General features: G+C 64.7%; 12 protein-coding genes, 1 tRNA gene and 1 pseudogene. 8 read left to right on the top strand and 6 right to left on the bottom strand.

Annotated elements, in window-relative coordinates; genetic code table 11:
* Both ACLQ7E_RS21830 and upp read right to left on the bottom strand, forming a co-directional pair.
* Positions 1-284: pseudogene (locus ACLQ7E_RS21830) on the bottom strand (HAD family hydrolase); the annotation flags it as partial.
* Between the two features lie 73 nt (positions 285-357).
* Complete coding sequence (gene upp, locus ACLQ7E_RS21825) at positions 358-996, bottom strand: uracil phosphoribosyltransferase (protein ID WP_411734683.1); 639 nt, start codon at positions 994-996, stop codon at positions 358-360.
* Positions 997-1,147: 151 nt separating this feature from the next.
* Between upp and ACLQ7E_RS21820 the strand changes: the two genes are divergently transcribed.
* Entirely contained in the window at positions 1,148-2,557 is a 1,410-nt protein-coding gene (locus tag ACLQ7E_RS21820) for an FAD-binding oxidoreductase (RefSeq protein ID WP_411734682.1), read from the top strand.
* An 80-nt stretch (positions 2,558-2,637) separates the two neighbouring features.
* A complete protein-coding gene (gene tadA / locus ACLQ7E_RS21815; protein WP_411734681.1) occupies positions 2,638-3,126 on the top strand; it encodes a tRNA adenosine(34) deaminase TadA in 489 nt (162 codons plus the stop codon).
* A 12-nt stretch (positions 3,127-3,138) separates the two neighbouring features.
* On the opposite strand, the gene ACLQ7E_RS21810 is transcribed toward tadA, so the two are convergent.
* A complete protein-coding gene (locus tag ACLQ7E_RS21810) occupies positions 3,139-4,377 on the bottom strand; it encodes a DNA glycosylase AlkZ-like family protein (protein WP_411734680.1) in 1,239 nt (412 codons plus the stop codon).
* 70 nt (positions 4,378-4,447) lie between these two features.
* On the opposite strand from ACLQ7E_RS21810, the gene ACLQ7E_RS21805 reads away from it, so the two are divergent.
* The 3 genes from ACLQ7E_RS21805 (at position 4,448) to ACLQ7E_RS21795 (ending at position 7,625) form a co-directional block, all read left to right on the top strand.
* Positions 4,448-4,538: transfer RNA gene (locus tag ACLQ7E_RS21805), tRNA-Ser, on the top strand.
* Between the two features lie 449 nt (positions 4,539-4,987).
* The gene (locus ACLQ7E_RS21800) at positions 4,988-7,036 is read left to right on the top strand and encodes an alpha/beta hydrolase (protein ID WP_411734679.1); all 2,049 of its coding nucleotides are present in this window, start codon (positions 4,988-4,990) and stop codon (positions 7,034-7,036) included.
* The gene (locus ACLQ7E_RS21795; protein ID WP_411734678.1) at positions 7,017-7,625 is read left to right on the top strand and encodes a hypothetical protein; all 609 of its coding nucleotides are present in this window, start codon (positions 7,017-7,019) and stop codon (positions 7,623-7,625) included. Before ACLQ7E_RS21800 ends, ACLQ7E_RS21795 begins: the two co-directional genes overlap by 20 nt.
* Before the next feature lie 501 nt (positions 7,626-8,126).
* Here ACLQ7E_RS21795 and ACLQ7E_RS21790 read toward each other — a convergent pair.
* The gene (locus tag ACLQ7E_RS21790) at positions 8,127-8,861 is read right to left on the bottom strand and encodes an NUDIX hydrolase (RefSeq protein ID WP_411734677.1); all 735 of its coding nucleotides are present in this window, start codon (positions 8,859-8,861) and stop codon (positions 8,127-8,129) included.
* Between the two features lie 110 nt (positions 8,862-8,971).
* Between ACLQ7E_RS21790 and ACLQ7E_RS21785 the strand changes: the two genes are divergently transcribed.
* Together ACLQ7E_RS21785 and ACLQ7E_RS21780 are read left to right on the top strand one after the other, a co-directional pair.
* Positions 8,972-9,991 (top strand): SPFH domain-containing protein, encoded by a 1,020-nt coding sequence (locus ACLQ7E_RS21785; RefSeq protein ID WP_411734676.1) that lies wholly within the window; start codon positions 8,972-8,974, stop codon positions 9,989-9,991.
* An 8-nt stretch (positions 9,992-9,999) separates the two neighbouring features.
* The gene (locus ACLQ7E_RS21780) at positions 10,000-10,899 is read left to right on the top strand and encodes a hypothetical protein (protein ID WP_411734675.1); all 900 of its coding nucleotides are present in this window, start codon (positions 10,000-10,002) and stop codon (positions 10,897-10,899) included.
* 68 nt (positions 10,900-10,967) lie between these two features.
* Here the strand turns inward: ACLQ7E_RS21780 and ACLQ7E_RS21775 are convergent, their stop codons facing one another.
* Together ACLQ7E_RS21775 and ACLQ7E_RS21770 are read right to left on the bottom strand one after the other, a co-directional pair.
* Complete coding sequence (locus ACLQ7E_RS21775) at positions 10,968-11,741, bottom strand: SDR family oxidoreductase (RefSeq protein ID WP_411734674.1); 774 nt, start codon at positions 11,739-11,741, stop codon at positions 10,968-10,970.
* A gap of 89 nt (positions 11,742-11,830) precedes the next feature.
* Positions 11,831-12,535, bottom strand: a complete 705-nt coding sequence (locus ACLQ7E_RS21770; protein WP_411734673.1) for a phosphatase PAP2 family protein — start codon at positions 12,533-12,535, stop codon at positions 11,831-11,833.
* A 98-nt stretch (positions 12,536-12,633) separates the two neighbouring features.
* Between ACLQ7E_RS21770 and rlmH the strand changes: the two genes are divergently transcribed.
* The gene (gene rlmH, locus ACLQ7E_RS21765; RefSeq protein ID WP_411734672.1) at positions 12,634-13,092 is read left to right on the top strand and encodes a 23S rRNA (pseudouridine(1915)-N(3))-methyltransferase RlmH; all 459 of its coding nucleotides are present in this window, start codon (positions 12,634-12,636) and stop codon (positions 13,090-13,092) included.
* Positions 13,093-13,098 lie beyond the last annotated feature (6 nt).

Below are 13,098 nucleotides of genomic sequence, written 5' to 3'. Positions count from 1 at the left end.
GCCGACGTCACCAGCGCCACCGCATCCTGAGGCAGCGCGCGGAGCAGTTCAGCAGCCCCGGGGAGTGCCACGATGCCCGCAGTCCGCACCCTCTCCATGGCTCCGAGTTCCTCAGTCAACGCCACGACGTCGGCCCCGGCCGGAGCAAAGCGCCGCAACGTGTCGCCCGCCTGGACACCGTGGGAGGTGCGCAGGATCTCGGCGATGTCCAGCGCATAACGGACCGCGAACTCGGTCCACACCTTTTCCACCACTGCCGTGGAGTCCACCAGCGTGCCGTCCATGTCAAAGAGGACCGCTCTGCAGGACAGCGTGCGGGTGGCGGGAGGAATGGGGATGTTCAAGGAGGAACCTGACCTAGCCGGCGATGCCGTAGAGGCGGTCGCCCGCATCGCCCAGGCCGGGAACGATGTAGGATTTTTCGTCCAGCTTCTCATCCAGCGAGGCGAGGACCAGGTGGACCTTCTCGTTGTCCCCGTAGACCTCCTCGAGGCGCGCAAGTCCCTCGGGGGCGGCGATCAGGCAGATGCAGGTGACGTCGGCGGCGCCGCGGTCGAAGAGGAACTTGATCGATTCGATCAGCGTCCCGCCGGTGGCCAGCATCGGGTCCAGCACGAAGACCTGGCGTCCGGTCAGGTCCGAGGGAAGGCGTTCGGCGTAGGTGATGATGTCGAGGGTTTCCTCGTTGCGGGCCATGCCCAGAAACCCGACCTCGGCGGTCGGAACCAGGCGGGTCATGCCCTCGAGCATGCCCAGGCCGGCGCGCAGGATCGGCACCACCAGCGGGGTCGGCTTGGCAAAGGCAATGCCGGTGGTCGTCGCAACCGGGGTCTCGACCTGGATCTTGACGGTCTTGACGTCGCGAGTGGCTTCGTAGGCCAACAGGGTCACCAACTCGTCGGTCAGCTGCCGGAAGACCGGCGAAGGGGTGTTCTTGTCCCGGAGGACCGATACCTTGTGGGCCACCAACGGGTGGTCGATTACCTGTACGCGCATGCACCAAAATCTACCAGCCGAATGCGCCCGTTTACCGGTTTTCGCATTCCGGCTTCGGGTGATTCCCGCCATTGACCGGCCTTGGGGCCGGGAGGAGAATGGGCCACAGACCGGGCCGGCCTGTGGCCCGGACAAACACGAAGCCGGCACCATGGACATCACCCACCCGCTTCCGGCATCCGCGTTGCGGTCGCTGTCGGCGTCACTGCACGGAATGCTCTTCACCGCCGCCGACCCCGAATACGCCGAGACCAGGGCCGTGTGGAACGCCATGATCGACAGGCACCCCCTGTTGGTGGTTCGTGCCGTCGACGTTGCCGACGTGTCTCTCGCGCTGGCCTTCGCCCGAGAGCATGGATTGCCGTTGGCGATCCGATCCGGCGGGCACAACGTGGCGGGGTTCGGCACCGTCGAGCACGGCTTGGTGCTGGACATGCGCGCCCTGAACACCGTGCACGTGGATGCATCGGAGCAGCGGGTGAGGGTCGGCGGAGGGGCGCTCCTGGGTGAACTCGACCGCGCGACCAGCGCCCACGGGCTGGCGGTCCCCGTCGGGGTCGTCTCGAAAACCGGCGTGGCCGGACTGTGTCTCGGCGGTGGCTTCGGCTGGCTCACCCGGCCCCTCGGACTGACCGTTGACAACCTCTTTGCGGCGGACCTTGTCACCCCGGAGGGCGAGGTGGTCCACACCGACGCCACCACCAACCCCGACCTGCTTTGGGGCCTCACCGGCGGGGGCGGAAACTTCGGGGTCGTCACCGAGTTCACGTTCAAGGCCCACCCGCTGCCGGAAACCCTCTACGCCGGGAACCTGATCTACCGCCCCGAACAGTGGAAGCATGCCCTGCATGCCGTGCGTGACTGGTCCTCCAGGCTCCCGGACCAGATGACGGTCATCGTCACGGCCATGGTGCCGCCGCCCGAGTGGGAGCTGGGCAACAGCAGCGTGCTCATCGTCGGATTCCTCTGGGCGGATCCGGACCATGCGGCCGGCGCCGCTTGCGTGGAGGAATTCCTCGCAACTGCGCCCACCGACGAACAGGACATCTCCCCCGTTTCATGGCCCGACTGGCAGTCCGTGGTGGACGAGATGTTCCCCAAGGGCGTGCGCGCCTACTGGAAGAACACTGCACTGGACGACCTCTCGGACGAGGCCATCAATGTGTTCACTGCCCGAGCGCGGCAACTCGACTGGCCGGGCATGGGCTTCGACATCCACGTCATGGGCGGTGCCATGGGACGAGTCCGCCCGGAAGCAACGGCATTCGAAGACCGAAGCTCCCCGTTCTGGCTGAACATCTACGGATTCTGGAACGGCAAGGAACTCGACGACCACCACATTGCCTTCATCCGCGGCTTCCACCATGAGATGCAACCCTTCACTCACGGCGGGGAGTACGTGAATTTCTCAAGCAGCGATGAACACGTGCCCGGTGGCTTCGATCTACTCGACCTCTACGGGGCCGAAAAGCTCGCTAAACTCACGACGCTCAAACGCCGCTACGACCCTCACAACAGGCTTCGCCTGAACCACAACATCGTCCTGCCGAGCGCCGGATAGCCGCACCTACTGGCAGCTGGTTGCCGTATTCCGGTGCAGACGGCAGCGAGGGCGCCTACAGCGGAACTAGACTTGGCCGGGTGATTCCCGAACAACCCAGCCACCGCGACCTCATGGACCTGGCCCTCGCCGAGGCCAAGGCGGCCTTGGCCACCGGCGACGTTCCCATCGGCGCGGTCGTCATCGGCCCCGATTCGACGGTGCTGGCCACCGGCCGCAACGAGCGCGAGGCGCACGGGGACCCCACGGCCCATGCCGAGATCGTGGCCATCCGCGCCGCGGCCCAGGCCCTGCGTGATGCCGGGCGCGGGGACGGATGGAGGCTGGAGGACTGCACACTTGTGGTCACCCTCGAACCGTGCGCCATGTGCGCCGGGGCCATCGTACTCTCGCGCATCCCCAAGGTCATATTTGGCGCCTGGGACGAGAAGGCGGGTGCCGTCGGTTCGGTGTTCGACATCCTGCGCGAGCCTCGGCTCAACCACTGGGTCGAGGTCTATCCAGGGGTGCGGGAGGCCGAATGCGCCGCCCTGCTCACCGATTTCTTCCGCGCCAGGCGCCTGGACTAAGCCAGACCCCGGCTATTTCTTTCGCAGTGCGTCGAGCCTGGCGATGTTCTTCGCCCGCGACTTCGGCGAATCCAGGCTGAAGGACCTGAAGTCCCCCAGATCCGCGGTGATCCATTCCTCGATCTGCCCAATGCGCGACAGCACGCCGGCGCTCTCGGGCTCGAACGTCCACCAGGCAATCCGGGCGCTGTCCGGGTCGTACTGCCACAAGCCGATGATCCGCCCGCGGTCCACGATCGGGTGGTCCGAGAGATCGGCGGCCAACGCCGATCCGCTCATCCCCTGCACGGCCCGGGTGCCGGTGTCGTCGAACAGGTCGGCCGCGTTCCGGCGCAGCAGCACGAGCGAATCGGAGCCCGACAGCAGCTGGATGTCTTCAGTATCCGGTACCTCGAACCCGGCGAGTTCGTCCACGTCTTCCGGCAGCATCCACAGCACGTCGCCGGCCGCGGTGGGAACTTCCACGGCCCCGGTTGCCGCAAGCGCCTTCTTGGCCTGGGCCACGGTGAAGGCGGTGAACCAGCGGATCTGTCCCAGCGTGGCCCCGCCCGTCCAGCCCAGGAACCGCTCGAGCATCCGCGTCCTGACCGCTTCGTCGGATTCCCCGCTGGCGGGCAGTTCCCAGACCACATAGGAGTAGCGCTGCTGGTCCAGCCGCCCGTTCACCGGCACGCGGCGGATCAGCCCGTCAGTCTGCAGCAGCCCGAGCGCGGCGGGGAGCGTGGTGCTGGCGCCCTTCTTCTTGCCTTCCTCGCCCATGCTTCGGACCTTGTCGCCAAGGATCTCCTTCAGCCCGCGCGGGTCCAGGGCCTGTTCGGCGGTGCCCCGAGCCCGGAGCATCACCTGCAGCACGTCCTCGGCCAGCTGCTCGACTTCTTCGCGCTCCACGCCCAGGCGCATCAGCACCTTCACCGCGGCCTCCGCCGAGGCATGCCCCATTTGCAGCCCCCAGGCATAGTCCTTGGCGGGCAGGACGTAGGTGCAGCCCCGCGCGGTGGGCAGTTCATGGATCTGCTGCGCGGCGAGCGCCGCGTCGGCCTCGGGGCGGCGGATGCCGGCACGCGCAAAGAGTGTCAGGTAGGAGTTGGCGCCTCCGATCGACCGGGCCCAGCCCACGCGGTCCAGCACGGCCGCGGAATCGCATCCCGCCAGCGAACCGTCCAGTCCCTGGCGGTGCCACGACCAGGCTCGCAGTACCTGCGGGGTCAGCTTCTCCTGAGGGATCTGCGGCGTTTCGCTCTTCGTCGTCATGGCTACATTCTGCCCCGAAAGGTGGCTCGTTTTTGTTGTGGGCCATTTACCCGGTAGAGTGTTCTGGTCTGGTGACGTGTCCGAGCGGCCGAAGGTGCAACACTCGAAATGTTGTGTACGGTAACCCCGTACCGAGGGTTCAAATCCCTCCGTCACCGCCAGAAGAAGGCCCCGAATCCCCTCTAACCGAGGGCTCGGGGCCTTTTGTTTTGCCCGCGCAGAAGTCGGAGCGGAGACCCCCAGCGTGGCAAATCCAATCGGCCCGCCGAAAAATGGGGCCTCCACGGCTGGAAATCACCCCTAGGCGCAATAGGCCACGAAAGCCTGATGCGCCCACCAACGCGGTTCACTCCATTTGCGTGATATATTCCATTACGAGGTAAACATGCGGAGAGCCAATGCCGCCCCACCTCTCACCGGTCGCACGTAATCGTCACATCAAGTGGCGTTTGTGCAGGGCCAGGAACCCACTGTGGGAGTCCAGCAGGGTAGAGGTCGGATTGGTCAGGTAGGTCTCGGGACGCGGTTGCATCCGGGAAGTCGGATCAGCCTGACCGGCTTCACCGCGGAACGCTCAAGCTTGAACGACAGACGAAGGAGTTGGTGATCGATGCCGGTCGTGTTCGATGAAGGTGCCGCTGATGCATTGATCGATGCGGCTAGCCACGCAGCGTCTGAACTGCTCAGCCAGGGAATTCTCCGGAGAGGAGCAGCCGAAACCGCGGCCGATGGCTTCGCAGGCGCATTTGCTCGTCTATTCACCCAGGCATGCGCCACCGAATCCGAGGATCGCGGGAAGCTGGCTGGCGTGCTGGATGACCTTGCCGACCAGGTGAAAGATGCAAAACAAAAGGCTCAGACGGAGAATGCCCGTCAAGAACAACTCGCGGCATGGAAAGAGCGGGAAGCCGATCGTGAACGATTCAGTGAAACGACTCCGTCGGGGGCTGTGCCCTGGTATCTGGTCGCGCTGGACCCCATGCCGCAAAGGATGCTGACAGCACCTCCGACAATCTCGGCGGCCTTCGGCCCAAAAAGTAGGAACCGTGCGTCGGACGGCGGCTCGTCCAATGGGAAGAGCTCAGCGGACCCTGATCGCCTGCGAACCTATGTGAACCAGTCCCGCGCGAGCAACCAACTCATGAGCCAAGAAGTCTCCCGGATGAAGGCGGCATGGGCCGGCTTTGTCGGGTCGTGTTCGTGGGTCAGGATCGAGACAGCCACTTTCGTGGGCGGAGCTGACCGGCTTCTCGCGGAAAACGAGTTGGATGCGACATGGATTGCCAACGTCGCGAGCGCATTCGAGGCGGCCGGAAGTAACTCCCTCTCCAACCAAGCACTGAACTTCGCATCCACTGCCGTGTCGCCAATAAGTGATGCCACCCTGCTGAAGGCCCTGGCCAAAATGCCGGCAGAGGACATCTCCGCGATATTGACGGCCTCTCCCGGATTGCAATCGCAGCTGGGATTGATCGATCCGGTCAAAATCAATGAATGGTGGGCGGGGCTGAACCCACCTCAGGGAGCAAGCACGCGGTTCTCGGCGCAGCAGGGCCTGCTGCTAACTTCCTTGCCCATATTATTTGGAAACCTGGAAGGAATGCCATACGGGGCGCGGGATTACTCGAATCAGCTAGCACTCACGGCCGAGATCGCTAGGTTCGAGGCACTCGAAGCTGGAATCAAGGATCAACCGAACATATCCATTTATGGCCCGCCTGCGGGATGGCTGGAAGAGCTAGAAAAGGTTCAAATTCAGCTCGACGCACTGCGGGACATTCGCAACGCCTTGAAATCACCCCCTTCACCAGAACCCCGGTACTTGATCTCAATGACACAGGATCAGCCTCCGCTTGCCGCCGTGTCCATTGGCGACCTCGATGAAGCGGCCAGTGTCACTTACGCCGTTCCCGGAATGGGTACAACCACGACACAAATGACCGGATGGGCGAGATCCTCGCAGAACCTCCAGTCCGTGCTTCCAAGCGGGAGTGCGGTTGTTGCGTGGATCGGCTACAAGACTCCTGCCGTGCCATTGCCATCCGGTGATTTTGGTGTCTTCGACGTGAACTACGCGGTCGGGGGTGGCAATAAGCTCGCTGCGGGCTTGGGCGGACTCGCTGCGGTCCGAGGTGATTCGCAGCCGGACCTCAGCATTGTGGCTCATTCCTATGGCACGACCACCGCTGCGGTTGCGCTCACGCAGCCGGACGTGCACGTTGAAAACTTCATCACCGTTGGATCCGCGGGCCTGCCCGATAGCGTGCAAACCGCCTCGGATCTAAACGCCACGCACGTGTATTCCGGGCACGCCCTCAACGTGATTCCTTGGGTTGAGCCCGGTCAAGGCGACCAATGGGCTTGGACTGGTACTGACTTCAGCAGGGACCACCACGTAAACCCGATCAGCCCGGAATTCGATTCCCACGCCTTCGGCACTGACACCGGCGGCGACACGGGGCTGCCCGTCACCGACCATGGCACGGGCGTGGACGAAAACGGCGCTGGATATCTCGACCCAAATACTGAGTCACTATTGAATGTGGCGAGAGCAATTCGTGGTGAACCCGAGGAAATGTCCCCCTATGTCCCGAAGGGGCCGACCGATCTGCAGAGAATCTTGGAGGAGGTGGCGTCTAGTGGAAACTACTCGCTTTAGACAGAGCAGTAAGCAACTCGCGGCGATTGCCGTGTTGATTGCGACTGGGCTGACCAGCGTTTCATGCGCAAAAGAGGAGACGGAAATGACACCGCGAGAAGGACGCGACCAAATGGTCGAATTCGTGAAGACCACCACCGTGCAGACCCATATGAACGGATGGTGGCCCCGCAATGGTGCTGCCGTGGCGGGAGAGTGCGGACTCGGCAATGGCGAGGAAGGCGCGAGCTACAATTTTGACCTTGCAGCTCCCAAGGGGTCAGATCATGTAGCGATGGCACGTCTGGTGGCGGACTACTGGGAATCGTTGGGAATGACCGTGAGGATCGTGAATCCATCGAAGAATCCCGTGGTGTTCGCCGAGGGTGGGCCGGTACTTCGGGCAATGTTCGATACTTTTGGACCGGATGACCTGTACCTCATAGGAGCTGTCGCGCCGTGTGCCCCGGGTGACGCGGTGGCGTTGAATGAAGAAGACGAGGCTGAACGGAAAAGCGGAAAAATTCTCCCGGGAGATGAAGGTGTCGTCCCCCGGGAAGATCCCAGAGATCGACCCGCATTCCCGGGCGAAGCCACGTCTGCCCCGTAGCACTGGCTTTGCCATCGCAACAAAGAAACGGACTGGTTAGCGCAAACATTGACGGCGAGAATGAAGCGGAATGGTCGCGATGAGCGTGAGTCATTTTGCCTCAACCCGATTCGTGGGCTCGATATCAGCCAAGGCAGTCAAGCCAAGTCGCCTCTAATGTCCCTTTGCGTCCCGAAGGGGACGACAGATCGACAAGGAATCTTGGGGAGGAGCTGGCGTCCGGTAAAAACCACTCGCCTTGAACTAGTGCGGCAGACGACTCGCGGCGATTGCCGTGTTGACGTTACAGCTCTGCATGGATACCCCGGGGCATTGCCGCGCACTCCGGCGAAGCTTGCCGTCGTCTGCCGCAGGTCGCGAGGTGTCCCCCGCGGAACCTTGGTCGACTTCACCGCCGACACGCACCACAAAAGACTGTTCCCATGTCCCTTGGCATGGCGGAGTGGACGCCCTTCCGCTTTCGAGGAACAGGTGCGTGGGCGTGCCTGTTTCGAGGCAGCGTCAGGAATATGGTCGCATGAGCGGCGGGTTGAGCACCGCCCGGACCGGTTCACCCGCTGAGGGACGGGCCTCCGCCGCGAGCCGGAAGAGCGCCGCGGGGCGGCCGGCGTCGCCCACGGTCATCCGTCCCGTGTCCTCAAGGAAACCAGGGTTTCCCGTGGCCTTGCGGTGGAAGTTCCGGGGATCCAGGCGGGTCCCCCACACCGCCTCATACACGGCGCGGAGCTGCGCGATGGTGAATTCATCCCCGCAGAACGCCGCCCCCAGCGGCGAGTACTCGAGTTTTGACCGGGCCCGCTCCACGGCATCGACCAGGATGCGGGCATGGTCGAAGGCGAGTTCCGCATCCCCGTCCAGGACGTCGCCGACCGGGTACCAGGCGGCGTTTTCAGCGTCGCTTCCGGCAGACAAGACGGGAAAATTGGGCGCCAGTAGCAGGTGTGCCACGGTGAGCACATCCCCGCGCGGGTCGCGTCCCTGGGGCCCATAGCTCTGCAGCTGCTCCAGGTGCCCCGGGACCTGCTCGACCCCGGTCTCCTCCGCCAGCTCGCGGATCGCGGCCTCCCCCAGGCTCTCTCCGGCAAGCACGAACCCTCCCGGCAGCGCGAGTCTGCCGCGGAACGGCTCGATGCGGCGCGTAATGAGCAGGACGTTCAGGGCATCGTCGCGGACGGTGAGGGCGACGATGTCCACGGTCACCGGGAAGCGCGTGGGCGCCGGAGGGGATTTGGCCATGCACCCATCATAAATAATTATCGTCACCTTGACAATAATTCAGGAAGCTCCCTATGCTGTTGTTATCGTCAAGGCGACGATAACTTGAGCAGTTTGAGGAGCACCCCACCATGGCCACCATCAAGCACTACCTCTGGATCAGCCACTTCCTGGGCAGCCCCACCGGCTACGTTGTCCACCTGCAAAAGGGTGCCGTCAGGCACCGGGGAGTGGGCCAGGCATTTTGGTTCCGGCCGGCGGCATCCGTGCTGAGCGAGGTTCCCGTCGACGACCAGGAACTGCCCACGCTCTTCCACGCCATCACCCGCGACCACCAGGACGTCAGCATCCAGGCAAACGTCACCTACCGCTTCGTGGACCCGGTGTCCGTGGCCAGCCGACTCGACTTCGGCCTTCAGCAGGCGGGCCCGGCAACGTCCGGCGGCAAGGAGCAGGTGGCCACCATCATCGGCCAGCTCTGCCAAAGCCACGCGATCGACCACATCTCCACCACCACGCTCGCCCAGTCGCTGGAACGCGGGGTCAGCGAGCTGCGCCAGCTCCTCACCGAGGCCCTCGGCACCGACACCCGGCTGGCGTCCACCGGCATCGAGATCCTCGGTGTGCAGGTCCTCGCTGTCCGGCCGGAGTCCGAGGTCGAACGGGCCCTTCAGACACCGGTCCGCGAACAACTGCAGGCCGAGGCCGACCGGGCCGTGTATGAACGCCGGGCAGTTGCGGTCGAACGTGAACGGACGATCTCGGAGAACGAGATGGCCAGCCAGATCGAACTGGCCTCCAGGCGCGAACGTCTGGTAGCCCAGGAGGGGGCCAACGCCAGGCGCGAGGCCGAGGAACAGGCCGCTGCCGGCCTGGTCCAGGCCAATGCGGAAGCCGAGCGCCGGGGCATCGGCGCCATCGCCGAGGCCAACCGGATCCGCCTGGTGGGCGAGGCGGAAGCTGCACGGGAAGCCGCCGCCATGGAGGTCTACCGGGGCATGGACCAGGCCACCCTGCTGGCATTGGCAGTCCGCGAGGCCGCCGGCTCGCTGCCGAACATCGGCAACCTGACCGTCACCCCGGACCTGCTCAGCGGGGCACTGGCCGGGTTGATCCGGGAACCGGGCGCCGCAGCCGTCGGCGAAAAGTAGGCCCGGCCATGGCAACACCTCGCCTCGTCATCGTCCATCGGCGCACCGAGCTGGCTGAATTGCTGGACCGGCACGCCACCCTCGGCCAGGCCGAATTCTTCCTCAGGGTCCGCGGCCGAACCATTGCCGCCGTCCAGGCGCGCCACGAGCTGCTCGGAGTGGCCCTGGCGACGATCCGCGCCGCGGTCCCGCACGACTGGCGCCGCGCCGAGGTGGAACGCGATGACCTGAACAGGTTCATGTTCACTGCCGAGGACGTCATCGCCGTCGTGGGCCAGGACGGACTCGTGGCCAATGTGGCCAAGTACCTCACCGGCCAGCCCGTCATCGGGATCGACCCGGAACCGGGAACGAACCCTGGCGTCCTGGTCCGGCACACCGCCGCGGATGCCGCACGGCTGCTGGGTAACCCGGCCCCGGGCGGCGGAAGCCAGGTGGCGTTGCCCTGCCGGGAACTGTCCATGGTGAGAGCAAGGCTCGACGACGGGCAGGAATTGTCGGGACTCAACGAGATTTTCATCGGGCATCGGACCCACCAGTCGGCCCGTTACCGACTCACGACGCCGGAGGGCCTCAGCGAGCGGCAGTCGTCGTCCGGCCTCATCGTTTCCACCGGGACGGGTGCCACCGGATGGTGCGCCTCCCTTGCCCTGGAGCGCGGGGGACGCGCCCTGCCCGCCCCGGCGGACCCGGCCCTGGCGTGGTTCGTCCGCGAGGCGTGGCCCTCCCCGGTCACCGGCACGTCCCTGACCGAAGGCATGCTGGAGGCGGGCGAGCCGCTGTGCCTCACCGTGGCGTCGGACCAATTGGTGGTGTTTGGCGACGGCATGGAGCAGGACCGCCTCACCGCCTCGTGGGGACAGGAAATCAGCGTCGAGCTCGGCGTTCGGCCCCTGCGGCTGGCGTAGCCGGGACGGGTGGCAACGGCGGCATGGGCCGGATTCATGGGGTCGTGTTCGCTGGACCCGAAGGCTACTCAGGCCCTCCGGCCGTTGGCCAGCCATTGCTCAAAGGTCGTGGGGTCCGTCAGGACGGAATTGGAGGGGAGCAGCCCGCCGTTCAACGCCTTCATTCCCGGCACCGGAACACCAATGACGCGGGCGTGGGGGCCGCCATTGCGCGAGGCGGCGTTGTTCCTGGAGACCAGGCGCGCCAAGTGGGCCATGTTGCGGGGTTCGGGACCGGCGAGATCAACCCCCGCCGGAGCATTCTTCCCCGACTCGACAGTGGAGACGACCAATCGCGCCACCGCATCGGCAGCCACCGGCTGGCTATGCATATGGGGCACCACCGCCACCGGCCCGAACTTCATTTGCTCCACCAAGGTTTCGGCGAGTTCGAACCACTGGGTGGACCGCACGATGGTCGTGGGGATCTTCGAGTTTTGGTAGCGGGCCTCCTGCGCGGCCTTGCCTCGGTAGTAGCCCATGCGCCGGTTGATTTCCGGTTTGCGGGCATTGATGATCGAGACGCACACCAGATGCTTGACGTTTTCCTGCTCCGCGGTGCGGATGATGTTCTTGGCCGTGGTGTCATGGAAGTCGATGCAGGCGCTCGCGTTGACGGACATCATATTCAGGCAGTCCACCACGGTGTCGGCGCCTTGCAGCGCCACAGCCAAGCCAAAGCCCGTGTAGGCGTCAACGCCCGAGGTCCGGCTCGCCACCACCACCTCGTGGCCGGCTTCCCGCAGCAGCCCGACGACCCGCTTGCCCATGTTTCCACTGCCACCGAGAACGATCACCCTCATGCGTTTAAGCCTACGCCTGAATGCGGCGTTGGTTCGAGGGAAGAATGGTGCGCGGCTTCCCTGCTTCCACCGGGCAACACCGGGAAGATTCAGAGCTGAAGCCAGCGCACGGTGCGTTGGTTGCGCAGCAGCACGAAGTGGTGCAGCACGATGACCACGACGACCCAGCTTCCGCCGATGAGCAGCCCTCCCATGACATCGGTCAGCCAGTGGTGCCCCAGGTAGATCCGGCTCCATCCGACACCCGCCACGAAGCACCCCAGCGTGCACAGGACCAGGATCCGCGCCAACCGGCTGCGCAGGATCAGGACCGACAGGTAGCCGATGATGCCCAGGATCGCGATGGAATTCAGTGAATGCCCGCTCGGGAACGAATAAGACTCCGGCACGGGAAACAGCGCGTCGTCCAGCGGCGGCCGGGCCCTGCCCAGGGTGTGCTTCAGGACCACTGTCAGGACCACGGAGCCTGCGGCCGTCACCGCAATGAGCGCGCCGGGCCACAGGCTTCGGGTGCGCCAGGAGAACAGGCCAATGACGCATAACGCCACGATGGCCATGCCCAGGGTGTCGCCCACAATGGTGAAGAACCAGGCGAGGAAGGTCGCCGGCTCGCTCCGGTGCACCGTCGTCCAGTCAAGGACTGGGATGTCCCAGGCATTGGGTACCCCGCCGGCGCGCGCCGAAACCCAGATGCGGCGTGCCAGGGCAAAAAGACCCAGCAAGATGGCAAGGGCAAAGACCAGGATCGACCCGGAACGTTGGCGGTTCTTCCCTGGCCGGCGCGGTGAAGTCATGGATCTCAGCCTAACGTTCCCGCCATGGGCAAGCTTGATGCAGACTGTGCCTTTGCCGTGTGCCGGAGCGCGGCCCTCCGATGCGGGAAGATGGAGGCATGACAATTCGCGTGCTGGCCGTCGGCAAGAAACATGAATCCTGGGTGAGCGAGGGCATCGAACGCTACGAAAAGCGCATGAAGAAGCCCTTCGACATCAAGTGGCAGCTGCTCCCCCATTCGGCACGCGAGGGGGATTCGGCCCGCACCGAGGAATCCGAGCGGATCCTGGCCAAGGTCGATACCCGGGACTTCCTGGTGCTGCTCGACGAGCGCGGCAAGAACATCGATTCCCCCGCCCTGGCCAAGACGCTGCAGCGCCCCTTTGACACCTCGCGGAACATCACCGTGGTGATCGGCGGTGCCTACGGCGTCGATGCTTCGGTCCATGCGCGCGCCGACTTCACCTGGAGCCTGTCCAAGCTGGTCTTCCCGCACCAGCTGGTGCGGCTGATCCTCACCGAGCAGCTCTACCGCGCCCAGGAAATCGCCTCGGGCGGCAAGTACCACCATGTTTAGCCCGGC

This window comes from Paeniglutamicibacter sp. (assembly GCF_046714615.1).
Lineage (GTDB): Bacteria > Actinomycetota > Actinomycetes > Actinomycetales > Micrococcaceae > Paeniglutamicibacter.
Note: the sequence above shows the minus strand (reverse complement) of the source record. Positions and strands in the feature narration are given on the sequence as shown.